The 22,505-nt window shown below is 62.6% G+C and carries 22 protein-coding genes; 14 read left to right on the top strand and 8 right to left on the bottom strand.

What is annotated here, in order from left to right; all coding sequences use genetic code 11:
- Nucleotides 1-53: 53 nt before the first annotated feature.
- Entirely contained in the window at nucleotides 54-335 is a 282-nt protein-coding gene (locus ACZK2R_RS13830) for a hypothetical protein (protein WP_071227584.1), read from the bottom strand.
- Between the two features lie 208 nt (nucleotides 336-543).
- Here ACZK2R_RS13830 and ACZK2R_RS13835 point away from each other — a divergent pair, with 208 nt between their 5' ends.
- The 8 genes from ACZK2R_RS13835 (at nucleotide 544) to ACZK2R_RS13870 (ending at nucleotide 7,798) form a co-directional block, all read left to right on the top strand.
- A complete protein-coding gene (locus tag ACZK2R_RS13835; protein WP_125893896.1) occupies nucleotides 544-1,218 on the top strand; it encodes a response regulator transcription factor in 675 nt (224 codons plus the stop codon).
- The gene (locus tag ACZK2R_RS13840; protein WP_032128607.1) at nucleotides 1,218-2,567 is read left to right on the top strand and encodes a sensor histidine kinase; all 1,350 of its coding nucleotides are present in this window, start codon (nucleotides 1,218-1,220) and stop codon (nucleotides 2,565-2,567) included. Before ACZK2R_RS13835 ends, ACZK2R_RS13840 begins: the two co-directional genes overlap by 1 nt.
- Before the next feature lie 323 nt (nucleotides 2,568-2,890).
- Entirely contained in the window at nucleotides 2,891-3,307 is a 417-nt protein-coding gene (locus ACZK2R_RS13845) for a hypothetical protein (protein ID WP_125893894.1), read from the top strand.
- 135 nt (nucleotides 3,308-3,442) lie between these two features.
- Nucleotides 3,443-4,633, top strand: a complete 1,191-nt coding sequence (locus ACZK2R_RS13850) for an efflux RND transporter periplasmic adaptor subunit (protein WP_125893892.1) — start codon at nucleotides 3,443-3,445, stop codon at nucleotides 4,631-4,633.
- The gene (locus ACZK2R_RS13855; RefSeq protein ID WP_125893890.1) at nucleotides 4,630-6,594 is read left to right on the top strand and encodes a MacB family efflux pump subunit; all 1,965 of its coding nucleotides are present in this window, start codon (nucleotides 4,630-4,632) and stop codon (nucleotides 6,592-6,594) included. The genes ACZK2R_RS13850 and ACZK2R_RS13855 overlap by 4 nt, the downstream gene beginning before the upstream one ends.
- A gap of 90 nt (nucleotides 6,595-6,684) precedes the next feature.
- A complete protein-coding gene (locus tag ACZK2R_RS13860; protein ID WP_049398244.1) occupies nucleotides 6,685-7,080 on the top strand; it encodes a hypothetical protein in 396 nt (131 codons plus the stop codon).
- Nucleotides 7,081-7,107: 27 nt separating this feature from the next.
- Complete coding sequence (locus ACZK2R_RS13865; RefSeq protein ID WP_125893888.1) at nucleotides 7,108-7,485, top strand: EF-hand domain-containing protein; 378 nt, start codon at nucleotides 7,108-7,110, stop codon at nucleotides 7,483-7,485.
- A 115-nt stretch (nucleotides 7,486-7,600) separates the two neighbouring features.
- Complete coding sequence (locus tag ACZK2R_RS13870) at nucleotides 7,601-7,798, top strand: hypothetical protein (protein ID WP_032128612.1); 198 nt, start codon at nucleotides 7,601-7,603, stop codon at nucleotides 7,796-7,798.
- A gap of 293 nt (nucleotides 7,799-8,091) precedes the next feature.
- On the opposite strand, the gene ACZK2R_RS13875 is transcribed toward ACZK2R_RS13870, so the two are convergent.
- Nucleotides 8,092-8,439 carry a winged helix-turn-helix transcriptional regulator gene (locus tag ACZK2R_RS13875; protein WP_125893886.1) on the bottom strand — a complete coding sequence of 116 codons (348 nt, stop codon included), beginning with the start codon at nucleotides 8,437-8,439 and terminating at the stop codon, nucleotides 8,092-8,094.
- A 101-nt stretch (nucleotides 8,440-8,540) separates the two neighbouring features.
- On the opposite strand from ACZK2R_RS13875, the gene acuI reads away from it, so the two are divergent.
- Together acuI and ACZK2R_RS13885 are read left to right on the top strand one after the other, a co-directional pair.
- On the top strand, nucleotides 8,541-9,530 hold the full coding sequence (acuI, locus tag ACZK2R_RS13880; protein WP_125893950.1) for an acrylyl-CoA reductase (NADPH): 990 nt from the start codon (nucleotides 8,541-8,543) through the stop codon (nucleotides 9,528-9,530).
- A 128-nt stretch (nucleotides 9,531-9,658) separates the two neighbouring features.
- Nucleotides 9,659-9,979: a hypothetical protein gene (locus ACZK2R_RS13885; protein ID WP_049463018.1), complete on the top strand. Its 321-nt coding sequence runs from the start codon at nucleotides 9,659-9,661 to the stop codon at nucleotides 9,977-9,979.
- A gap of 69 nt (nucleotides 9,980-10,048) precedes the next feature.
- On the opposite strand, the gene ACZK2R_RS13890 is transcribed toward ACZK2R_RS13885, so the two are convergent.
- Nucleotides 10,049-10,273, bottom strand: a complete 225-nt coding sequence (locus ACZK2R_RS13890) for a hypothetical protein (RefSeq protein WP_049463017.1) — start codon at nucleotides 10,271-10,273, stop codon at nucleotides 10,049-10,051.
- A gap of 163 nt (nucleotides 10,274-10,436) precedes the next feature.
- Here ACZK2R_RS13890 and ACZK2R_RS13895 point away from each other — a divergent pair, with 163 nt between their 5' ends.
- Nucleotides 10,437-13,190: a UvrD-helicase domain-containing protein gene (locus tag ACZK2R_RS13895; protein WP_180837954.1), complete on the top strand. Its 2,754-nt coding sequence runs from the start codon at nucleotides 10,437-10,439 to the stop codon at nucleotides 13,188-13,190.
- A gap of 254 nt (nucleotides 13,191-13,444) precedes the next feature.
- On the opposite strand, the gene ACZK2R_RS13900 is transcribed toward ACZK2R_RS13895, so the two are convergent.
- The 3 genes from ACZK2R_RS13900 to ACZK2R_RS13910 all read right to left on the bottom strand — a co-directional run bounded on the left by ACZK2R_RS13900 (nucleotide 13,445) and on the right by ACZK2R_RS13910 (nucleotide 15,994).
- The gene (locus tag ACZK2R_RS13900) at nucleotides 13,445-14,698 is read right to left on the bottom strand and encodes a chymotrypsin family serine protease (protein WP_180837944.1); all 1,254 of its coding nucleotides are present in this window, start codon (nucleotides 14,696-14,698) and stop codon (nucleotides 13,445-13,447) included.
- A gap of 112 nt (nucleotides 14,699-14,810) precedes the next feature.
- Nucleotides 14,811-15,203 carry a hypothetical protein gene (locus ACZK2R_RS13905; RefSeq protein ID WP_478487315.1) on the bottom strand — a complete coding sequence of 131 codons (393 nt, stop codon included), beginning with the start codon at nucleotides 15,201-15,203 and terminating at the stop codon, nucleotides 14,811-14,813.
- Nucleotides 15,200-15,994 carry a M15 family metallopeptidase gene (locus tag ACZK2R_RS13910; protein WP_478487317.1) on the bottom strand — a complete coding sequence of 265 codons (795 nt, stop codon included), beginning with the start codon at nucleotides 15,992-15,994 and terminating at the stop codon, nucleotides 15,200-15,202. The genes ACZK2R_RS13905 and ACZK2R_RS13910 overlap by 4 nt, the downstream gene beginning before the upstream one ends.
- A gap of 253 nt (nucleotides 15,995-16,247) precedes the next feature.
- On the opposite strand from ACZK2R_RS13910, the gene ACZK2R_RS13915 reads away from it, so the two are divergent.
- Both ACZK2R_RS13915 and ACZK2R_RS13920 read left to right on the top strand, forming a co-directional pair.
- A complete protein-coding gene (locus ACZK2R_RS13915; protein ID WP_478487318.1) occupies nucleotides 16,248-17,699 on the top strand; it encodes an adhesin in 1,452 nt (483 codons plus the stop codon).
- A gap of 308 nt (nucleotides 17,700-18,007) precedes the next feature.
- Nucleotides 18,008-18,184: a hypothetical protein gene (locus ACZK2R_RS13920; RefSeq protein WP_005410152.1), complete on the top strand. Its 177-nt coding sequence runs from the start codon at nucleotides 18,008-18,010 to the stop codon at nucleotides 18,182-18,184.
- Nucleotides 18,185-18,288: 104 nt separating this feature from the next.
- On the opposite strand, the gene ACZK2R_RS13925 is transcribed toward ACZK2R_RS13920, so the two are convergent.
- Nucleotides 18,289-19,071 carry a hypothetical protein gene (locus ACZK2R_RS13925; RefSeq protein ID WP_180843104.1) on the bottom strand — a complete coding sequence of 261 codons (783 nt, stop codon included), beginning with the start codon at nucleotides 19,069-19,071 and terminating at the stop codon, nucleotides 18,289-18,291.
- A gap of 139 nt (nucleotides 19,072-19,210) precedes the next feature.
- Between ACZK2R_RS13925 and ACZK2R_RS13930 the strand changes: the two genes are divergently transcribed.
- Nucleotides 19,211-19,666 (top strand): GIY-YIG nuclease family protein, encoded by a 456-nt coding sequence (locus ACZK2R_RS13930; protein WP_107432775.1) that lies wholly within the window; start codon nucleotides 19,211-19,213, stop codon nucleotides 19,664-19,666.
- On the opposite strand, the gene mobF is transcribed toward ACZK2R_RS13930, so the two are convergent.
- Complete coding sequence (gene mobF, locus ACZK2R_RS13935) at nucleotides 19,656-22,490, bottom strand: MobF family relaxase (RefSeq protein WP_478487321.1); 2,835 nt, start codon at nucleotides 22,488-22,490, stop codon at nucleotides 19,656-19,658. The genes ACZK2R_RS13930 and mobF overlap by 11 nt on opposite strands.
- Between the last annotated feature and the right edge of the window lie 15 nt (nucleotides 22,491-22,505).

Below are 22,505 nucleotides of genomic sequence, written 5' to 3' on the forward strand. Positions count from 1 at the left end.
AGGGCTGGGGGCGGTGATGATGGGGAGGTGGCAACCCACCTCCCCTGTGGGTGTCAGTGCGAGCAGGCCACCAGCATCGAGCGGGTGGCCATCTGGGTGGAAGTGAAGCCATTCTTGTTGCCCACCGCGATGGCGTTGCCGTCGTCGCCATCCTTGCTGAAGACTACATAGCCGCCTGGGCACATCTGTCCGGCCTTTTCGTAGCAGCCACTCCATGAACTGGAGCCGCTGCAGTCGATGGAGACGCCGCGCCGGCCATCAGGGGTAACGGTCATCTTCGCGGTGGTACAGCCACCCAACGCGGCCACGAGCAACAACGGAACGAACAACTTCATGGGTACTCCAGGGATTGGGGGGCAGCGAGTGGGCGCCAAGGCTGGAGTGCCTGGATTGCGCGAACCTTGCGCCGACAGCGTGTTTCCTGCGTCACCACAGCCGTGCGGAAGATCGGGAAGGCACGCCATGTTCACGCAATGTTCCTGTAATACGGTGCCGGCGCGTGCCGAACCGCCCTGCCACGCCCTTCCTGCCCAAGCCCTGCCGATGCACATCCTGCTGATCGAAGACGAAGCCGAACTGGCCGCCACCCTGAAATCCGCCCTGCAGCGCGAGCGCTACGTGGTGGACCTGGCCAACACGCTGGCGCTGGCCCGCGAAGCGGCCCTGTGCGGATCGCACAATCTGGTGCTGCTGGACCGCACCCTGCCCGACGGTGACGGGCTGGGATTGATTTCCCTGCTGCGTGAGCGCAACCCCGGGGTGCCGATCATCGTGCTGAGCGCGCTGGGCCAGCTGCCGGACCGCATCGCCGGCCTGGATGAGGGCGCGGACGACTATCTGACCAAGCCCTTCGCACTTGAGGAACTGTTCGCCCGCATCCGCGCTGCAGGGCGCCGGCCGAGCGGCATGCAGGTGGAACTGGTCAGCATCGGCCGGTTGGTGTTCGACCCGGCATCGGGTGAAGCCAGTGTGGGTGGGCAACGGCTTGAGCTGCCGCGCCGCGAGATCCGTGTGCTGACCGCGTTGGCCCGGCGGCTGGGGCGCACCGTGCTGCGCGAATCGATTGAGATGGCGGTGTATGGATTCGATGACGGCATCCATTCCAACACGCTCGACTCGCACGTCTCGCGCCTTCGCCGCAAGCTGGCCGATGCCGATGCAGGAGTAGAGATACACGCCATCCGTGGCGTCGGCTATCTGATGCGGGAAGCCAAGTAATGGCGCGTCGTCCCTCGCTGAAGCGCCCGTTGATCGTCAAAACGCTGATCTATCAGCTGCTGGCGTTGCTGGTGGCGTTCTTCGCGCTGCTGATGGTGCTGATACGTGCCGACAGCGGTGGCTACTACACCATCCAGACCTTCGCGCCGGTGGCGGCCGACGCGGTGCACCGCGACCGCAATGGCGACCTCTACGTGCAGAACACGCCGGAACTGGCCGAACTGCTGAAGGTCGTTCCCGGTGCATGGTTCATCGCCGAGGATGAGCACGGCCACCACGTTACGTTCGGGCCTGTGCCGCCGGCCTATGCCTCGCTGGTTGGCGCACTGGATGGCATCCCCTTTGGCGACCTGCGCGGGCGCGACCGCAGCGATGGCCTGGCCGTCGTGGTCCGCCAGCACAGCGGGCCGGCGGGCAAGCTGACCATCATGGCCCATGGCGAAACCGATACGCTGACCTGGCAGATGGCGTTGGCGGCACACATCATCACCCTGCCGATCTTCCTGCTGCTGGGCCTGGCCACCATCGTCCTGACACCGATCATCGTAAGACGAGCTTTGGCCGGGGTGGAGCGCATCGCCCAGGAAGCCCGCAACATCTCCGCCAGTCGGCGCGGTGTCCGCCTGACAGAAACCGCGGTGCCGGTGGAGATCGCTCCGTTGGTGACGGCGGTGAATGAAGCACTGGAGCGGCTGGACGAGGGGCACGAGCGGCAACGCCGCTTCATCGCCGCCGCCGCGCATGAGCTGCGCACCCCCATTGCGATTCTGAGGGTGAAGGTCGATGCGGCCGACGACGCCACCTCGCGCAACCTGGCCGTGGAAGTGGCACGGTTGGCGACGCTGGCAGAGCAGTTGCTGGATCTGCACCGCATGGACGAAGACGGGCCGAAGGAAACCATCAACCTGGCGCGGGTGGCCAAACGGGTGGCCGCCGATCTGGCGCCGCTGTTGATCCAGTCGGACAAGACCGTAGCCGTGGCGGTGGAATCGCACTTCCCGGTGTTCGGCGAGACCGGCGCAGTGGAGCGGGTAATCTCCAACCTGGTGCTGAATGCTGCCGAACATGGCGGACGCCAGATCATCGTGCGCGTTCAGGGCAGCTGCCTGGAGGTCGAGGACGACGGCCCCGGCATACCGGTCGACCAGCGCGAACGGGTTTTCGAACCCTTCCAGCGGCTGCGCCCGCGGCAGACAGGCGCAGGACTGGGGTTGAACCTGGTGCGCCAGGTGATCGACCGCCACGGCGGCCACGTCACGATTCTGGATGCGCCTGGCGGTGGTGCATTGATCCGTGTTGAGTTTCCACTGCACCCGGGCGTAACCAGCGCGCCACCGCTGGAGCACTGAACACACCGCATGCACCTGTGTAACTGGCACCTGTCCATGCGAAGCCGGTAGCGAGGACAGGCAAGGTTGCGGCAATGTTCGCTGCACAGCATCGGGGTGTGGCACCTGCCGTGCCACCGCGTTCCGATCTGACAGGAAGCCTGCATGTGACCCAGGGAGCTCCTCCACCGTCCTCTTCCACGCGCACTGTGCCACCGCGGAACTCGCCGGGCCTTACCGCTGCCGCATGGAATCGCCACCCGCGCACTGGCCGTGCACTCGGCCTGGAACTTTGGCCGCATTGGCTGCGGGCGGTTCCCGAAACCGAGCGCGCAGGTGTATTGATGCGGCTGTTCGGCGCCCTGTTCCTGCTGCTGCCCGGCATTGCACTGGTGGCTTCAACGTATAGGCACGCCAGCGCTGCGGCGGCCGCTGCTGTGCTCCTGTTCATTGTCGTGCATGCCGCGCTGCATGGGTTGGCGGCATGGCGCGCGGCAACCTCGCGCCCGATGTCACCACTGCTGCGCGTCCTGGATGGTCATGCCACCGGGATGATGATTGCCAGCGCACTGCTGATCGCCATCGGTGCAGGAATGACGAAGCTGCCTGTTCCAGCATTCTTCTGGTTGTTGGCCGGCGCGGTGAGTCAACTCCTCGCTGCGCGATTGGCAGGTCACCGGCTGCGCAATGCACTGCTGGTTCTCGGTAGCGCCCTGCAGTTCATCGCCGTAGCATTGCTCGCCCTTCCTGCCGCACGCTGACACAGCGATAGCCCCGCAAGGTTCACGCAACCCAGCGCATCGAGACTCGACGGCCAACCCCGTCTGCCACGTCAGACGTGTGTCTCTACTGCCGCGAGGACCCGCGATGACCTGTCTCTACTGGATGCTGCGACGATGAGCGCCGCACCACGCAAGCGCCGCCGCGCGCTCATGATTGCTACCGCCCTGCTGTGCAGCGCACTGATTCTGTCCGCATGGTTGCGGCCGACACCACCACCGCAACTGCAGGTTGCACCCGTCGTTCGAGGCAACATCGAACAGGTGGTGGAAGCCACTGGCACGCTGAAGCCCTCGCGGCTGGTCAGCGTGGGTGCGCAGGTCTCCGGCCGCATCGACACCCTGCATGTGAAACTGGGCGACAAAGTGAAAGCCGGCGATCCCATCGCCGATATCGATTCGCGTACTCAGCGCAATGCATTGCTGAGCGCGCAGGCCGCACAGCGCACCGCGCGCGCCAACCGCGATGCACTGGCGACCGACCTGCACCAGTTCGAGTTGACACTGCATCGGCAGCAGCAACTGGCTGCCGCGCAACTGGTGGCCCGCGCCGACTTCGATGCAGCCAAGGCCAAGGTCGACGCCACCCGTGAACAGATCGCCGCGTTGGACGGTGAAGTTGCGCGTCGACAGACCGACGTCGATGTCGCGCAGACCAATCTGGAGTACACCCGCATCACCGCCCCCACCGACGGCACCGTACTGGCCGTGGTCGCGCGCCAGGGGCAGACCGTGAATGCGGTGCAGAGCGCACCGACCATCGTGATGCTGGGCAATCAGGACGTGATGACGGTGTACGCCGAGATCTCCGAGGCTGACGTCGTACACACCTCTGTTGGGCAGGAGGCGTTCTTCACCATTCTTGGTGATGCCGGTCGCCGCTACAGCAGCAGGCTTCGGGATATAGCGCCAGCACCGGAATCGATCACCTACGAAGACAGTTCCAGCCTCGCCGCACCGGCGGTGTCGGGTGGCAGCCGCACGGCCATGTACTACAACGGCCAGTTCGACGTGGACAACGCCGATGGCCGCCTGCGCAGCTACATGACCGCGCAGGTTCGCATCGTGCTGGGCCGCGCCAACGACGTACTGACCATTCCCTCGGCCGCATTGGGTGCGCGCGCCGTCGATGGCAGCTACAGCGTGCAGGTCCGTGGTGCCGACGGCCGCGCCAGCACGCGGCGCATCACCACCGGGCTGGATGACCAGATCCAGGTGGAAGTACGCGACGGGCTGAACGAAGGCGAACAGGTCGTGCTGGCGCAGGCCAACGTCGAAACCACCAACGCACCCGCTCAGCCCAAATGAGTACGACCATGACCGAGCCACTGCTGCGCGTTCGCGGCGTACGCCGTGAATTTGCTGCGGGCGAGCAGACACTGGTGGTACTCGACGGCATCGACCTGGATATTCACGCAGGTGAACTGGTGGCCATCGTAGGCCAATCCGGTTCGGGCAAGTCCACGCTGATGAACATCCTGGGTTGCCTGGATCGCCCTTCCGCTGGCGTCTATCAGATCGCCGAGCGCGAGACCGCGCAGATGTCGCCTGATGAACTGGCCGAACTACGCCGCGAGCACTTCGGCTTCATCTTCCAGCGCTACCACCTGCTGACCGATCTGACTGCACTGAGCAATGTGGAGGTGCCTGCGATCTACGCCGGCATGCCTGCCGAAGCACGCCATGCACGGGCAGCCACCCTGCTGTCGCGGCTGGGTCTGGGCGAGCGTATGCAGCATCTCCCTGGCGAGCTCTCGGGCGGCCAGCAGCAACGCGTTTCGATTGCGCGTGCGCTGATGAATGGTGGCGCGGTGATCTTCGCCGACGAACCCACAGGTGCGCTGGATACGCATTCCGGCAAAGAGGTGATGAAGATCCTCGGCGAGCTGCACGCGGAGGGTCATACCGTGGTGCTGGTCACGCATGACATGGCCGTGGCCGAGCATGCGCAGCGCATCATCGAAATCCGCGATGGGCGGATCGTGGATGATCGTGCAACCGGTACTGCTCTGGCAGCGGGCGTGGCGACGCCAGCCGTGCCCCAATCCGTGGGTAGCAGCGGCTGGCAGGTCTGGCGGGACCGGTTCGCTGAAGCCTTCCGCATGGCACTGCGCGCGATGAACGCCCACCGCATGCGCACCTTCCTGACCATGCTCGGAATCATCATCGGCATTGCTTCGGTCGTGGCGGTGGTAGCACTGGGCACCGGTGCACGGCAGGCCATCCTGTCCAACATCTCCTCGTTGGGTACCAACACGATCGAGATCTATCCCGGTTCCGGTTTTGGCGACCTGCACTCGGCGCGGGTGGAAACACTCACCCCCGGCGACAGCGTGGCCCTGGCCCGGCAGCCATTCGTGGACAGCGCCACCCCGGGTGTTGCCAGCAGCGGCACCGCCCTGCGCGGCAATCGCTCTGCCAGTGTGCAGGTGCAGGGCGTCAGCGAGCAGTACTTCCGCGTGCATGGCCTGAAGCTCGGCGAGGGCGCCTTCTTCGGTCCACCCGGCGTGGCCGGCTACCAGCAGGTGGTGGTGATCGACGCCAATACCCGCGCACGCTTCTTCGCCGCGACCGACAACCCGATCGGGCAGACCCTGCTGCTGGGCAATGTTCCGGTGCGCGTGGTGGGTGTGGTGAAGAAGGACGCCGGTGCGGCCGGTGATGCATCGCTGCTGCGGGTATGGCTGCCCTACACCACCGCAATGGCGCGCGTACTGGGGCAGAGCCACGTCTCCAGCATCACCGTGCGCGTCTCGGATGCGATCAGCATGGAAGCGGCTGAGCAGGCCATCGGGCGACTGCTGACTCGCCGCCACGGCAGCACCGATTTCTACATGAGCAACAACGCGCAGATCCGTAGATCCATTGAACAGACCACCGGCATCCTGACCATGATGATCAGCTCCATCGCTGCCATCGCACTGGTGGTGGGCGGAATCGGGGTCATGAACATCATGCTGGTCTCGGTGACCGAGCGAACCCGCGAGATCGGCGTGCGCATGGCGGTGGGCGCGCGACGCAGCGACATCCTGCAGCAGTTCCTGATCGAATCGGTGCTGGTCTGCCTGCTCGGTGGCGTGCTCGGCATCGGCGTGGCGCTGGCGCTGGGCGCGGTGATGGAGCTGGCCGATGCGGGCTTCAGCCTGGTGTTCTCCGTCAATTCGATTCTGGCTGCATTCGTGTGTTCCAGCCTGATCGGCGTTGGTTTCGGCTTCCTGCCGGCACGCCGTGCCGCACAGCTGGATCCTGTGGAGGCGCTGGTTCGATAGCCGCTGCAATTGCTCGCCCTGACGGCAGGTTCGCGCAATGTCTGCAGGGTGTACTACGGCTACCAACGATGTCCGCACAGGAGCTGGACGATGTTTCTGAAGACAGGAAGAACCGCGCTGATTCTGGCGGTCGCTGCGCAGCTGGTGTTGATGCCGTACGCCGGTGACGCCCATGCGCAGCGTGGCGACCGCTACAACCCGCAGTGGAACCAGGACTACCGCGATCGGGAGCGCGATGCATGGGAACGGCGCGAACGTGAGCGGAATCATGAGCGCGAACGCGAGCGCCGGCACGATGCCAAGACCGCCGGTGTCGTGGTGGGCGTGGTAGGTGCAGCGGTGGTGGCCGGCGTGATTGCCGCTGCCGCCAAACGCGAGCGTGAGACCCGCGAGCGCGCCGACTACTGCATGAACCGCTACGGCAACTACGACCGCCGCAACGACACCTATCGCGGCGCCGACGGCTACACCTATCCCTGCCGCTGACTTGTATCTCTCAAGGAAAAACCACCCATGACCAGGATCACTCTGTTGATCGCGCTGTGCGCTGCTCCGTTGCTGGCCCAGGCCTCACCGACCGACCCGAAGAAGGCCTACATCGACGCCACATTCACCGCCATGGATGCCAACAACGACGGACGCGTTGACAAGGTCGAGTACGCGACATTTCAGCAGGAACGTTTCAGCAAGCAGGCCGATTCCATCGACGCCGCGTTTTCCGCGATGGACAGGAACAAAGACGGCAGGATCAGCAAGGAGGAAGCCAACGTGGTGCCGGAGATCGCGAAGTACTTCGCGGGCCTGGACACCGATGGTGATGGCTATCTGTCGCTGAAAGAGATGCAACAAGCCATGGTGGCCGCTCAGACTGCAGACGCGCCAACAAAGTAAATCCAGGGCGGGGCGCTGAAGATGGATACCCATCCGGGCGCGGTGCGGGTTGAATACACCCTCTTCCCACGTTAGCCTCCGAGGTGCCCAAGGAGGGCTATCAACGGAGTGAAGCATGAAGATTGGATTCAAGCTGTCTGTTGCTATTGCGGCTGCTGCACTGACCCTGGGAATCGGCAGTGCCTCCGCGCAGTCCCGCTGTACCCCGTGCTACACCGCGTACGAGGCCTGCCTCGCAGCGGGCAATGGCGAGAAGGTGTGCTACCCGGCTTTTGCCCGCTGCCTGCGGAACAGCGGCTGCACCATCCCGTAAGTCACGCACTGCCGTGATGTGTGCCGGCCCCCATTTCGGGGGCTGGCATTGGCTGCCACGCGCTGCCCCCTTGCTACTGAAGAGGTTCCATACGCGTGGGCGGAGTGATTTCATCCCATCCGCATCGCGTTATTTTCGCGCGCCTGCACTTCGATATCCTGCTCGCCGCCCTTCACGAAGCGAGGCAGCGCCCCACATGCGCTGCCTCCTGCACTACCGCGATTGCTGTGGCCTCCGAAACGCTGCGGGGTGCGCGGGCCATGTCGACCACACTCGGCGCTACGCTTCAGACCTCAGCAGTCGCTGTCCGTGCTTCTATGGCCACGATAGGTTTCGCCCCACTCGCGCATGGCCAGCAGCACCGGCACCAGCGTGCGCCCGAATTCGGACAGCTCGTACTCGACCTTCGGTGGCACCTCTGCATAGACATGGCGGATCACCACCCCGTCAGCTTCCAGTTCCCGCAGTTGGCTGGTCAGCATGGACTGGGTGGCGTTGGGCACCCGCCGCGTCAGCTCCATGAAGCGACGCTTGCCGGTCATCAGGTGGAAGAGGATGACAGGCTTCCACACGCCACCCATGACCGACAGCGTGACCTCCACGGCGCAACCGCTCTTGCCATCCCAACGCTTGCTACGCATGCATACTCCGGAAAACCATAGTACCTACGGAAAATCATCGTTCTTGTTGCAATAGCGGTGCGAGCCTAGCATGGCCCCATTCCTTGAATGTGAGCCCCTCCATGACGTTCAAAGCACTGCTCGCCCGCAAGACAAACAACCAGGTATCGACCGATCTGGTCGATTTTGATGAGGCCGATCTGATGGACGGCGACGTCCTGGTGCAGGTCGAGTACTCCACGCTCAACTACAAGGATGCGCTTGCCCTCACCGGCAAGAGCCCGGTCATCCGGACGTTCCCGCTCATTCCCGGCATCGATCTGGCAGGCGTGGTGCTGGAATCCAGCAGGGCCGACTTCAAGCCAGGCGACCGCGTTGTGCTCAATGGCTGGGGCCTGAGCATGAGTCACCACGGCGGCCTTGCACAGCGCGCCCGTGTGCGCGGCGAATGGCTCAACCGGATTCCCGGCAACCTGAGCACCCGCGACGCCATGGCCATCGGCACAGCGGGCTATACCGCCATGCTGTGCGTGCTGGCCCTGGAACATGCCGGCGTGACGCCCGACAAGGGCGATGTGCTGGTGACCGGCGCCAACGGCGGTGTCGGCTCGATTGCGGTGGCGATCCTTTCAAAGCTGGGCTATCGCGTGGTGGCCGCCACCGGGCGCCCGGAGCATGCTGAGTATCTGCACAACCTGGGTGCGAGCGAAATCATCGACCGCGCGCAGCTTTCGGAACCACGCGACCGGCCGGTGAGCGCCGAACGCTGGGCCGGCGTGGTGGATGTGGCCGGCGGCCCTACCCTCGTCAACGCCATCGCCGAGACCAAGTACCGCGGTGCCGTGGCCGCGTGCGGCCTGACGCAGAGCGACGCGCTGCACGGCTCGGTGCTGCCTTTCATCCTGCGCAACGTGACCCTTGCGGGCGTGGATTCGGTGAATGCGCCGCAGGACGTCCGCCAGCGCGCGTGGGACCGGCTTGCCACCGACCTGGATCCGCAGAAGCTTGAAAGCACGGTGCAGCTGATTGGGCTTGCCGACGTGCTTGAGGTTTACGAGCAGATCATTCCGGGCAAGGTGCGTGGGCGGATAGTGGTGGATGTGAATGCCTGAGGAAGCCTCCCCAGCGGATTCCATCCGGCAACGAATGGTGAACATGCCGTGAAACCATGCGCGCAGCAATGGCCGCTTGCCACTGCTGCTCGCATACGCTCAGGTTTCCGCCGACTGTGGACACCGCCATGTCAATGACTGCACTCGCACTTGCGACCGCTCTTTCCGGCCTGCCCGACATTGCCTGGGAGCGCGAGCGCGGTGAGGACGCACACCAGCTGATGCTCTGCCAGATCCATCGCGATGAGCTGATGCAGGATGACGCGAAGAGTGATGCCTACCAGCGCGCCAAGGCGGTCTGCGATCTCCTGGCACGTGAGTACAGGAATAAATGGGATTTCGATGCCCAGGAGGCATTGGCGGCATCGGCAGTGGATCTGGATGAGCTGATCCGGCGGGGAGACCTGGTTGAGGTGCCTCCAACAAGGCAGGACCGCGTCTACGAGTGATTCCGTGCCGGCAGGTGCTGGCACCTGGAGCTGCCGCAGGGCAACCAGGTCCAGTGCCGATCGGCGAGGCTAGCGGATGCGACTCCGCGCCAGTGCCAGGCGCCTGATCTCGTCTGGCAGAAACACGACGCCGTCCTCCATTTCGATGCGCATCTGCGAGGCATCACCTTCGTGCCCCTGCATTGCAGCGGTCACCAGAATCTTCAGTGCATCCGTGCGGATATCGTAGCCGCCGACGGTGTGCTTCAAGGTACCCACACTGTTCCAGTCGATTTCCATGATCGGCGTCCACATCCACAGGCTTCATGCTGGCAACGGCCTTCGCCCACGTCAATGAAACCGGTCGCACGGCCGACCATGAAGCGAAAGGCCACGCGCGTGGTCAAGGCCCCTTATCATGGAGGGGTAAGGGCTCTGCAAGCCCAGTTGACGTACGCAAGGCAGTATCTGGATGTCTATGGAATGGCGCCCCTCGGGCTGGGGCCTACGTGTGACCCGCTCGCCGAACTGGTGGCTGCGACTTGACGGCAAACATGTTGAGCTTTTGATTGAAGGTCGCCAGTACCGGCAACACGTAGCTGACGACGAGCGCATGCAGGTCATCCCTGGACTCTTCTGGGCCAAAGTCGTCCTGCAGACCCAGGGCGACGGCGTGCTGACCATGGATGGACTGTCCAACAGCCAGGCTTCCCGGCTTGCGGCAGCGCTGCAGCAGGTGCGCTTTACGGGTACCACGCGCGGGCGCAAGGCACTGTTCGACACGATTCTGGAGCAGATCCAGTCGTGGCTGGCCGAGGCAGATGCCCTCATCGACCGGGGCAGCACCGGCCGCCGCTGGATCACGCACGAACAACAGCAGGCACTGCTGGCCGGTCGCCCCGCCCTGCCGCTCCGGCCGCGCGAGCTGGAACAATTGTTCCTGGATGAGGATGTGCACGAGGACCTGCATTCGCCCAGCCACCGTGCAGCACTGGACGCCCTGGGCGACTGGCAGCTGGACTGGCCCGAGGCGTGGGCCGACGCCAACGCAACCATGGCAGCGCGCGAACGGGTACTGACCAAGGACTTCCTGGACCGGGTCGAGAGCAAGCCGCTGACCGACGAACAGGCCCGCGCCGTCATCTGTTTCGACAACCGCGTGCAGGTCGTCGCCTCCGCTGGCTCTGGCAAGACCTCCACCATGGTCGCCAAGGCCGCTTATGCCATTGATCGCGGCTTTGTCGAACCCGAACGGATCCTGATGCTCGCATTCAACAAGGACGCCGCCAGGGAGCTTGAAGAGCGCGCGCAGCAATGCTTCGACCGGCTCGGCATGGGCGACACCGTGGTTGAAGCCCGGACCTTCCACGCCCTCGGCCTGGCCATCGTCGCCAAGGCCACCGGACGCAAGCCCGACATCCCCGAATGGACCACTGACGCCACGCTGGGCTTCAACAAGCTGGCCGAACTGGTGGACGATCTGAAGGATCGCTCGACCCACTTCCGCACCCAGTGGGATATGTTCCGCCTGGTATTCGGGCGCGACCTGCCGCCATTCGGCGCGGAAATGGAGGCCGATGGCTACGACCGCGATGGCACGCCCTACATCCGTACCCTGCAGGGGGAACGGGTGAAGAGCCTGGAAGAGTGCGTCATCGCCGACTGGCTCTTCTACAACGGCGTGACGTACGACTACGAGCGACGCTACGAGTTCGACACCGCGACAGACACCCATCGCCAGTATCGCCCCGACTTCTATTACCCGGACGCCGGGCTGTATCACGAGCACTTTGCGCTGGATGCTGATGGTCAGCCGCCGAAGCACATTGCCAACTACAGCGAAGGGATGCACTGGAAGCGCCAGCAGCATGTGGCACGCGGCACGGCCCTTGTCGAGACGACATCCTTTGGCCTGCGCAGCGGGCATGCCCTGCTGGACCTCGCAGAGAAGCTTGGCGAGTGCGACATCGAGCTCGACCCGAATCCGGACCGCGAGCTCCCCGAGCAGGGCGCCAAGCCGATGCCGGACGCGGACCTGATCGGCTTGATGCGCACCTTCATTGCCCATGCCAAGAGCAACTGCCTGACGCTGGATGACATGGCCGCGCGCCTGCGGCAGATGCCCGAGGATCAGTTCAAGGAGCGACACCGTCGCTTCCTGGAAATCGCAGGGCCGGTTTTCCAAGCCTGGGACAACGCACTGGCTGAGGAGCGCGGCATCGACTTCGAGGACATGCTCAACATGGCGGCCGGGCTGCTGGAACAGGGCCGCTACGAATCGCCTTACGAGCTGGTGATGGCCGATGAATTCCAGGACGCTTCGCGCGCCCGCGCACGCCTCTGCCGTGCATTGGTCAGCCAACCGGGCCGCTATCTGTTTGCAGTGGGCGATGACTGGCAGTCGATCAACCGCTTCGCCGGGGCCGACGTTTCGGTGATGACCGGATTCCGCGAGTGGATGGGCCATGGCCAGGTGCTGAAACTGGAACAGACGTTCCGCTGCCCACAGGCGCTGTGCGATGTGTCCAGCCGCTTCATCAGCCGCAACCCCGCGCAAATCGCCAAAGCAGTTCGCTCAGCTGCAACGGCCATGGGCCCGGTGCTGCAGGCGCTCCAGATGAATCGGCGTGAGGAGGTGCAGGATGGCGTTCGCCAGTACCTCGCCAAGCTGCATCAGCAGTTGTTGTCCGGGGCGGTGCCGCAAGGGCGCAACGGACGCGTGACGGTCTTCATCCTGGGGCGCTACCGCGCCGATCGCAGCGCGATGCCTTCGGATTGGAAGACAGCCTTCGGCAGCACGATGGAGGTCGAATTCCTGACCGCACATCGATCGAAGGGGCGCGAAGCGGACTACGTGATCCTGCCGGGCATGATCAACCGCAGCTTCCCGAGCCTGCGCGCGGATGACCCGGTGCTTTCCCTGGCAATGCCGGATGGGGATACCTACCCACTGAGCGAAGAACGGCGGTTGTTCTATGTCGCGCTGACGCGGGCGCGACGGTCGGTGGCCATGTTCACCCTGCAGGGGAAGCGCTCGCCGTTCCTGGATGAGCTGGTGAAGGACGGGGCTGTGAAAGTAACCGCAATTTCAGGCGCGGCCATCAATGAAGAACGCTGCCCAGTGTGCAAGGTGGGCGTGTTTGTGGACCGCAATGGGCCGCATGGGGCTTTCCGGTCGTGCTCCAGTTACCCGTTGTGCCACAACAAGCCGAAGGGTGAGCGACGCAGGTAAGCGCGTTCAGCTACACCCATATGCGCCCGCCCATACCAAGCCGTGCAAGCTGGCCTGATGGTTCGATGGCTGGACAGCAGCTGCGGAGGCAGAAAAAAAGGCCCCTGCTCCCAGGGGCCATTTCATGATTCTGGCGAAGAGAACGCCGGCCATGTAGCCGACGTCGCTGGTACCAGCGACGTCGCCAGCTGCACAGACCGTATGGAGATCAATACACGGCTCAACCAATCAGAGAAGCTTGTTGAGGTCGGTCTCTAGTTGGGCTGGAACCCCCAAGCCCTGACGCGACTGAACGGCATTCCGGTGAGCGACTTGCACTCGCCCGGCAGCGGTGTGTCCGAGCGCGCAGACTTGACAATGCCATAACCGGTGTTCTGGAAGAACATTGCAGCACCGCTGTCGCCACCACCACAGGCGAGCGAACTTCCCTCTACCTTGAACCAGACCTCATCGCATTGCATAGACTCGGTGGGCCCACAAATATTTCCAGGACTATGCGCAACCGACGTGACTATTCCACAGCTGTATCCGCTACGCGAGCCACGGAAGCAGATGGTACCGTCTTTCGCTGGAACATTGTAAACGTTCGAAATAAAGCGCGTGGACACGGTTGACGACGCGTACGTCTCCAGCAAAGGAATGTGCGGAGATGGAATTCGATGCCACTGCACATCGGTTTGCGCATCGTTCCTTTGATCCTGGAATATCAAGGGGAACGTAACCAAGGTCCCGTTCTGGCTACTCCCATAGTTGCCATAGATGACGTCGTCGGGGCAATGCGCCGCCGTTATGATTCCCTTTAGACCTGTAGCCGTGTGCTTCACCGTAAATCCGGTGGTGCAGTATGAATTGTTTGACTGCAGTACGGCTCCGCCGATTGCATATATGGAATTGCTTTCAGGAACGTCCGATGTCTTGAAACGGAGCTTTACGCGATAGGCACGTTCGAGCTTGGACAGGATTCCCATATATTTCTGGGCGTCCTGTTCATCCCCACGTATTCTGACCTCAGCCTCGTTATCTCCCGCATATCCGGTCAATCCAACGAATCCCGGGATAGCTGACTGTGCTGCCAGCCGAATTTCCTTCAGTTGCTTGGTGAACTCCTCCTCCGTGAAGAGGTGCCCAGTGGAGAACTCGACACGCGCTTTACCAGCCGCCGTCGTCCATTGCCGCCCTGCAACAGCACCATCTCCCTTGAGCTTCACCGAAACATGAAAGTCAGGCGACTGCTCAATGCTGATTTCCGTCAAGCGCCCGGCGTACTCTCGACGAATGTCCTGGATGCTGGGCACCACTGCTGCCTCCAGCTGAATCCGTCTGATTGCCTCATCAACCGATAGAGACTTGACTCTGGAAAGGAGGGAGCTGACTGCAACCGCAGTCTCCTCATCCAGTCCCTTCAGTTTCTCACTTTCAGAAACATCCTTCTGAGCAAGTGCAGTGGTGGACACAACACTCCCCAAGAGGAGCCCGAACACACTCACGTAAATAGCGCCTGTTTTCACCTAGCCTCCTCCAATGAATGCTGTAGGAATCCTGCGCAGCCTGCTGCAGACTGAGCATGAGTGTACGACGTGATTACGATTGCTATTGAGTAGAGTGTTCCATTTCCAACCGTCAGTGTGTTGTCTTGGCAGCATGCGTGCTCTGCACGACTGCCGCCCCTCCCTGGAACCAAGTAGCTGAATTGATGAACTGACGGGCAGCAAGGCGGGAAAAACAAAAAAGCCCCTGTTTCCAGGGGCTCTTTGAAACAACTGGCGGAGAGAGTGGGACTTCCTTGAGAAGTGCCCTCACCCCTTGGGCGGCTTGGGTTTCACCAATCTGGGTGGTGCCCTGGAATGTGCCCGCGATGAGCATACCCCTTGCGGTGCAACGGATCCAGCCGTTTTTGCCGCCCTTGGGATCGCCAATCTCGATCTTCTCCAAACCGGCGCGATCAGGGCAGATGACCCGTTCGCCCCCACTCTCCGCCGAAAAGGGAAGCAATCCGGTGGACCGCATCCTCATGTATGTCTCAGGGCAATTGGGGCCATGGGACAGGACGCCTCAGCAAACGGTTCTGGACGGAGTCCTTTCAACGGCGGCCTTACGCCATAGCTCCATGGCCGGCTCACCGTCGCCCAAGACGCACTGCAAAGCACGGACTCGCACGCCCAGTCCGGCGCCAGCTCGGAATCGGCGCTCCAGGCCCACCGAGGTGCTCTCGGTAGGTCAGACACTGACTCCGCCTTGGCAATCACTGTTTGCATTGATCGGCGGGGGGCAGATCCGCCACGAATGGCTACCAGGCACTCGCTGCGCATCTCGACGTGGGGCATGTCCTGGAAGCTCTTCCAAGCCCCACCCCACCTCAATCCCGCCTGCTGGGCCAGCTGACCGAAGCGCTGGTAACCCTGCCGCACCTGCTCGTCCCTCAGGTCCCAGGATGGACGGCCGCGCCTGTAGATAACCATATCCGCCGCCCAGCCGTGGTTGTGGCAGCTGCTGCCTGGCCCCACCTGGGTCACGCCCTTTCGGCTAGCGAGCAGCGCGGCCTGGCGCTTTTCAGACCGGTAGCCCTCCATCAGCCGCAGGTCGTAGCCCTCGCCCTTCATCTGCAAGGCGATCCGTTCCAGCGTTGAGCGAAGCTCGGGCTGGACACCGTCCCACTGCGGGGCGTCTTTGTGGCGGTGGAACAGGCGTTTGAAAAACCCTGGCTTTTTCCCGTGGACCTCAACGGAATCGGTGGCTGGCGCGTGGGCGTGAACCATGATGGGAGCGCTGGCCAGTGCCAGCGCAAGCAACAAGCGTTGAATCATGAGTAGGCCTCCTTACTCACATGAGCGATACATCCATGCAAGCGGAGAATCGAAAACGCGCAAGGGGGCTTGCGGAATTTTTTCCCTGTCGTAGAAGAACAGGGGTGGGGAATAGTCGGCCCCACCGCTTCCCGGCGCAACGGCCCCTCCTGCCGTTGCGCCGGGAAGTTTCGTTGGGGGGCTTGCGCATTCCAGGATCTGATCTATTCGTGAGTGCACACGCTCACTCATTTCATACCCAGGAGGCCACCCCATGAAACGCTCCCTCATCCACTGCGCTTTGCTGGCAGGCCTTGTTGCTGGCACGGCGCAAGCCCAGGTTCAAGTGGGCAACGGTGCAGATGCGACTGAGTTAGGTGCCACGGCAGTGGGCGATCTGGCCGGTGCAAAAGGAGGCGGCAACACCGCGCTTGGCTACTCCGCAGATGCGGATGGTGGGCCCACCCCTACTGGCCACTGCATTGGTGCGACCGCAGCGGGTGCTTACGCCTCTGCACAAGGGTGCAATACCTCTTCTTTTGGGGCTTTTAGTCGTGCGACGGTGGGGAACTCCACGGCCGCGGGAGCGTATGCCGAAGCAACCGCGAGCGACGCTGCGGCTTTTGGTCAGTATGCGAAAGCAACGGCACTCAGCACCTTGGCGGTTGGTGGACACGCCCTTGCTGCTGAAATTGGAGGCACCGCCGTAGGCCCCGGCAGTCAAGCCAACGCAGAAAATGCCGCAGCCTTTGGGCTCAGCGCGAAAGCCAACGCCAAAGGCTGCGTCGCCTTGGGCACGGGCACGACCTGCGAACAAGAGAACACGGTTGCTGTAGGTAACCGACGCTTGACGCAAGTTGCCCTGGGGCAGGCGAACAACGACGCCGTGGTCGTCAGCCAACTGCGGACCGCCGTGGAAACCTTGGGCGCTGGCGCTACCGTAGTAACCGGTGTGATCGTGGCTCCGAATTACCAGCTGATCAGCGGGAAACATTACAGCACCGTTGCCGGCGCCATCTACGATCTCGATGGGCGCGTTCACCAACTGGAGCAGAACCCTGGCAGCGGTGGTGGCGGCACCGGTCCACAGGGACCCGCCGGTCCGCAAGGCCCAGCAGGCCAGGACGGTAAGGACGGAGGAAGCAGCACCACGGTGGCCGGGGCAAACATCGAGGTCACGGACAACGGGGACGGCACCCAAACCGTTGCCTTGAAAGACACCATTGAGCTTTCCGAGCAGGGCTCGGTCCAAGTGGCCAAGGCCATCCACAACAGCGACGGCTTCACCGTCCAGGGCGGCCCATCGGTCACCCGATCCGGGATCAACGCCGGCAACCAGCGGGTAACCGGGGTGGCTGCAGGAGCGATCGCTCCAGGGTCCACGGACGCGATCAACGGTGGCCAATTGTGGGATTACCAGCGGGAGCAAGACGACCGCTGGAACCTGACGGACCGCCGTTTTCGCCAGCTCGGCAAGCGGGTGAGCGGTGTGTGCGCCATGGCCCAAGCCAACGCCCAGATGGCCACCTCGACGTCGGCTATCCACGGAGAAAACCGAAACCGCCTGGCCGTGGGCGTCGGTGGCTGCAGCGGCCAAGCCGCCATTTCCATCGGCTACACCCGCGACGTGACCACCCCACGCGGATCCCCATCGGCTTTCTCGATCGGGGTTTCCCGCAGCGGGCGGGACACGGCCGTGGGCGCAGCCTGGGCCATTGGCTGGTAACGAATCAAAGAATGTCAGCGGCGAAAGGAGGTGATCGTATCTCGGCAAGGGCCCTTCGGGGCCCTTGTTCGCGAACTCCAAGCACAAAAACAATTCAAATACAATTGTTTTCGTTGAAAAGCTTCCTCTTTCGCCGTATAATCGCCTCATCCGAATTTGTGGACAGTTCCGGGTGCGAGTCCTGGGTTGTCGCAATGGTCGTAACGTCGTTTGCCATCGCTCTGAAAGCCCTCAGACGATGGGTGGTTAACCTGAAGGCAAAGGAAGAAGTCAAATGTGTTGATAAAAACAATTACAAGGAACCAAAAATGAAAAAGAAGAATGTTGTAAGAAAGACAATTGAACGCTTCAAGAGCACGATTTATCGCTTAAAGAAGCATCCGCTTGGTGTCGCTATCGGCGTGGCACACGAAGTGGTGTATCAGACGACCATTGCGGTAGCGGCTAGCCAGCTGCCCACCGCACACCCGGTGAACGCGCGTTGAGCCACGCTCCCCCGTTGACCGATATGAAAAGCCCGGGCTTTTTCTTTGGAACGCGGCTGCTATCCCCAGCCCCTCCGCTCCGGAAGAGCCGAAACCGCCCAAACCTAGCCCCGTCCTTTCTCCGTTGCCACGAACGCACCATCGGAATGAAGGAGCGCGAACGTGTTCCCCTGGACGTGCTCTGGCCAAACCTGTCCAGGCAGGCCCACGAACTCCAGCGGGAGGTTCGCCTCTTGGTCTGGTTCGAACCCAGCGAACGGGTCAAAGCTCTGCGGCTGCCAGTCCTCGAACTGAAAGTCCCTGTTCCAGACCATTGCAAAGGCCAGCGGATAGGCCTTCAGGACATAGATCGCCGAACTGCCTTTCCCGCCCAAGATGCCCAGCCCGAAGTCGCGAAGAACCGTTCTCCCGCTGTAGGGATACACCCAGTAGTGAAGCCGAACCTGGCGTAGAAGATCTGACCGGTCATCGAACAGGTGCTGGCTGTGGCGTTCTTCGTAGCGATTCAAGCCCACCGATGACATGTGGCCCAGAACTCCCCTTGCCACAAGCTGCGGCTGGATGCGGATGCTCTGGTAGTAGGTGACCTTGCTTCGATCGCGCAAGATCTCCGTTACCTGCCGGCTCATCGATACAAGCGCCTTGTCGTATCGAGAAAGCACCGAGCCGTTGCAGGTCCTGCAGATGCTCCTGAAGCAAACACCATTGGGCATCTTGTGGGACCGCGGCTTCTTCTCTCCACTGATTGCGTCGGCGACGCTGGACACCCTCAGAGCGATGCCTTGAGCCCACGCCTTGGGCGGCACGTGGTTTTCGGTCAGGTCGGTTTCCTGCCCGCATATGTTGCAACGCCCCTTGGAAGGTCCAACCGGGAACTTAAAGGTCACTCGCCCGCCCCATGCTCGCCATGAACTGCGAAGAGATTACACGCAAGCGACGTGTGGCCTCTCACGTCCTTCGCAGCAGGCTTGCCAACTTCAAATTCTGATCTATTCGTGAGTGGGTCGTTTTACTCACGGAGAGACCATGACCCATCGCCACAACCTGGGACGCAGCGAGAAGTATCACGCCCTGCCCCGCACCCTTTACGCCCTGTTGTTCGACGACGGGGGATGCTACGTTGGCCAAAGCTCGAACCCGCAGCAGCGGGAGAAGCAGCACCGCTCCCCCAAAGGCGGCTGGCACCATCCCTTCCGGTTCCATGCGCTGGAAGTGGTGACCGCCACCAGGGCGGAAGCCGAAGCGTATGAGCAGGCGTGGCGGGTGAAGGCCTCCCGAGAGGGGTGGCGCATCTACGCCAAGCCACCGGGGATCGTGGTCAACCCGCACCGGCGGGCAACGCCGCACGTGCGATGGCTGGCCCACCAACGGCGGTGGCAGCTGGGAACACCGGTGAAAGCCCCCTCCGAACGCGTGGGGTGGTGGCCATGGGTAGTGGTGGTGATCAGCGTATTGACACTGGCCCGATGCGTCACCGGGTAAGCCTCATCTCGCGCTGTTTCACGTGCATGCCCGGCAGCTGAGGTTGCGGTTTCAATCCTGCCAGCAGCTCCTCGACGTCTTGGACCAGGTTGCGCACCGGAGCAGCTTGGGTTTCGGACAGTCCGACGCTCAGCGCCATCTCCTTGTGCCGTTCGGTTCCCAGCCGTTCGGCCATGCGCTCCATCATCTCGTCGGTCGTATACATGCGGTAGCTGCCCTTGGTGAGGCGGGTGAACGCCACCAAAGCCGACTGCTGGTCGAGCATGCCCATGTTCGTGGCCAAGTGGTAAACCTCGGATTTCCCTTGTCCTTGCGCCTTGTGGACGGTCATGGCATACCGGTGGGCCAAGGCATTGTGTTCGCTCGTGTTGAATTGCACGATGCGCCCATTCTCCTTCGGATTCGAGCCCTCGATGCGCACCACCACGTCGTAGCCACCGGACTTGTCCTTCCGGATGCTCTCCACCGTGCCCTCGGTGCCGTTGATGACGCCCAGGTCGTTGTTGGTCGCCGTGAACATCACACGATCGCGGCGTGAGAGCGTCAGGTCCTCCCACTGCCCTTTCACGATCGAGCGGAAGGTGAACTCCTCCTTGTCCAGCACGCCTTGTTTCTGAAGCCCCGTTCGGATGCCCGTGGTGAGCGCTTTGACTTCAGAGCGCGTGTGGGCCAAGACCAGCTTTTCGTCCATGGGCGTCTTGTCTTTCAAGTAATCGTCCACCAACGCTTTGATGGCCTGTTTGTCCGTGCCGAAGTCGTCGATGCAGTTGCGTTGCTTGAGGTTGTTCAGGATCTCTGTTCCCATATCAAAGGTGCCTTGGCGGCTGCGGTGCCCGCGGCGCATGTCCTTGACCTTCCCCTGGTGGTCCCGCTCGTAGAAGCTGTTGGCGGTGATCAGGTCACCGGCGTTCTTCTGCCGGCGAATCTCGGTCAGCTTCGTGTCGCCCAAGGCCATTTTCGCCAGCTCAAAGCCGTTGCCCGCAGCGATGGGCTGAAGCTGGTCACTGTCTCCCTGCATGACAAGCTTGGCACCGACCCCCTGGCAGTAGGTCATGAGCTTCAAGGTGTCATCGGTAGCCACCATGCCGGCTTCATCGAGCACCACCACATCCCTCTTCGTCAGCGCCACCTTGCCCTGACGCACCTGGGAAAAGAACTTCGCCACGGACATGCAGGGCATGCCGGACTCTTCTTCCAGCTTAGCCGCGGCTTTACCCGACACGGCCAAGCCCATCAACTGCTTTCCTTCGGCTTCGAAGCACTGCTTGTAGACCTCGGCCACGGTGGTCTTGCCGGTGCCAGCCAACCCCGACATGACCCCCACGCCGGCCGTGCCGTGGGTGAGGTGACCGGTGGCGGCTTTCTGCTCCTCTGTGAGGGTGAACCCCTTTCGCTTCTCATAGGCGGCGATTTCCCGGTCTACGGTGGAGCGGAACAGCTTCAGGTCCGTCTCGTTCTCCCGCTCCTTCGATCGACGGATGATCTCGGCTTCCCATTCGACCATCCACGTGGCGCAGAAGCGATCCTCCCGGTGCTTGCGCGCCAACCGAATGCCCCGATCGTCTTCGTGGAGGTGTTCGGCTTTCACGCGCACCAGGTCGTCCTGCTCGGTGAACTCCTTCACCATATTGAGGATCTCCTCCGCGTTCTTTTGCCCGGCGAACTCCATCCCCAGCTCCCGGACCAGGTCATGCTCGCAGAACATCGCCTCGTTCTCGTGCATGCGCTGCAAGACCTCGTCAAACGTATGCGGGTCCAGATGCTGGCCTTGGGTCTGCTTGAGCGACTGGGTGGTGGGAACCAGGTCTGGCCTTTCTCGGGCAATGTTGGCGAAGGTTTGCTGCCAGTCCTTGACCACCTGCTCGAAGGGCGGTTCTTCCTTCTTTTTGCGGGTGGCCTTGCAGGCCTCGTCGTGGCTGGCGTCGGGGTGTTCTTTGACGTAGTCCAAGATTTCCTGGCGACGGGTCTTCGCTTGGAGCACGAGCTCACGGTCGATGCCGGCGATGGTGGTGAGGATCTGGCCCGTCTCGCGCCCCATCACGTCCACCTCGTGCTCCCGCTGAATCCCATAGCCCAGCGCTTTCATCGCGCTGTAGAGCTCGGCCTTGTAGAGGTGATCGGCCGCATGGCGGTGGCGGTAGATCTCGATGGCATCAAACGTGCCCCAACGGCCGTCCTCCCCCTTCGAAACACCAAAGGCAAGGTGATGGGTGTGCAGATCGCACTGCACGTTTCTGTTGCTTACGTGGTCAGCGGCAGTCCACACCAGGCCTTGCGTTCCAATGACTTCTTTTCCTCCCTCCCCCCGGCGCGTCTCTACCTTGCTCTCGATGTAGCGCATCGCCACGGCGCAGGCCTGGCGGTGCGCTTCCAAGATGGCTAGCTTCTCGCGTTCATCCGCAAGGGCAAACGCCACGCTCACGTCCCCGGGGGCGGAAATGGTCAGATCGAACCCCACCCGGTGGCCGCCCTCCCACTTCTCCATCGGCTTGCCGTCGTCGTCCAACCGCACGTTTCCCCAGCGATCCGTCTTGATGACCAATCGGGCCTCCTTGCCCGCGTTTTTGCACAACGGCCTTCCGGTGGGTGAAAAGCCCTTCCCCAGCTTTTCCATCACCTCGCGGGTGACCGGCCGCCCTTCCAGGCCGAGCTCGGCGGCAAGGCTGCCGCCCCAATTGAGCGTCTGCCTCGGATCAGGACCGCTGCCCGCGTAGTAAGCCACGGCGCTGTCGATGGACAGGCGCTCGGTGGCCAGCATGTAGTCGAACATGTTGCCGTTGCGCTTGTTGTAGCCGCGGGCATCGATGCGGGTGCAATTGATCACAGGGACCTCCTGGAA

It is taken from the genome of Stenotrophomonas sp. 96582_Sma, assembly GCF_056480905.1.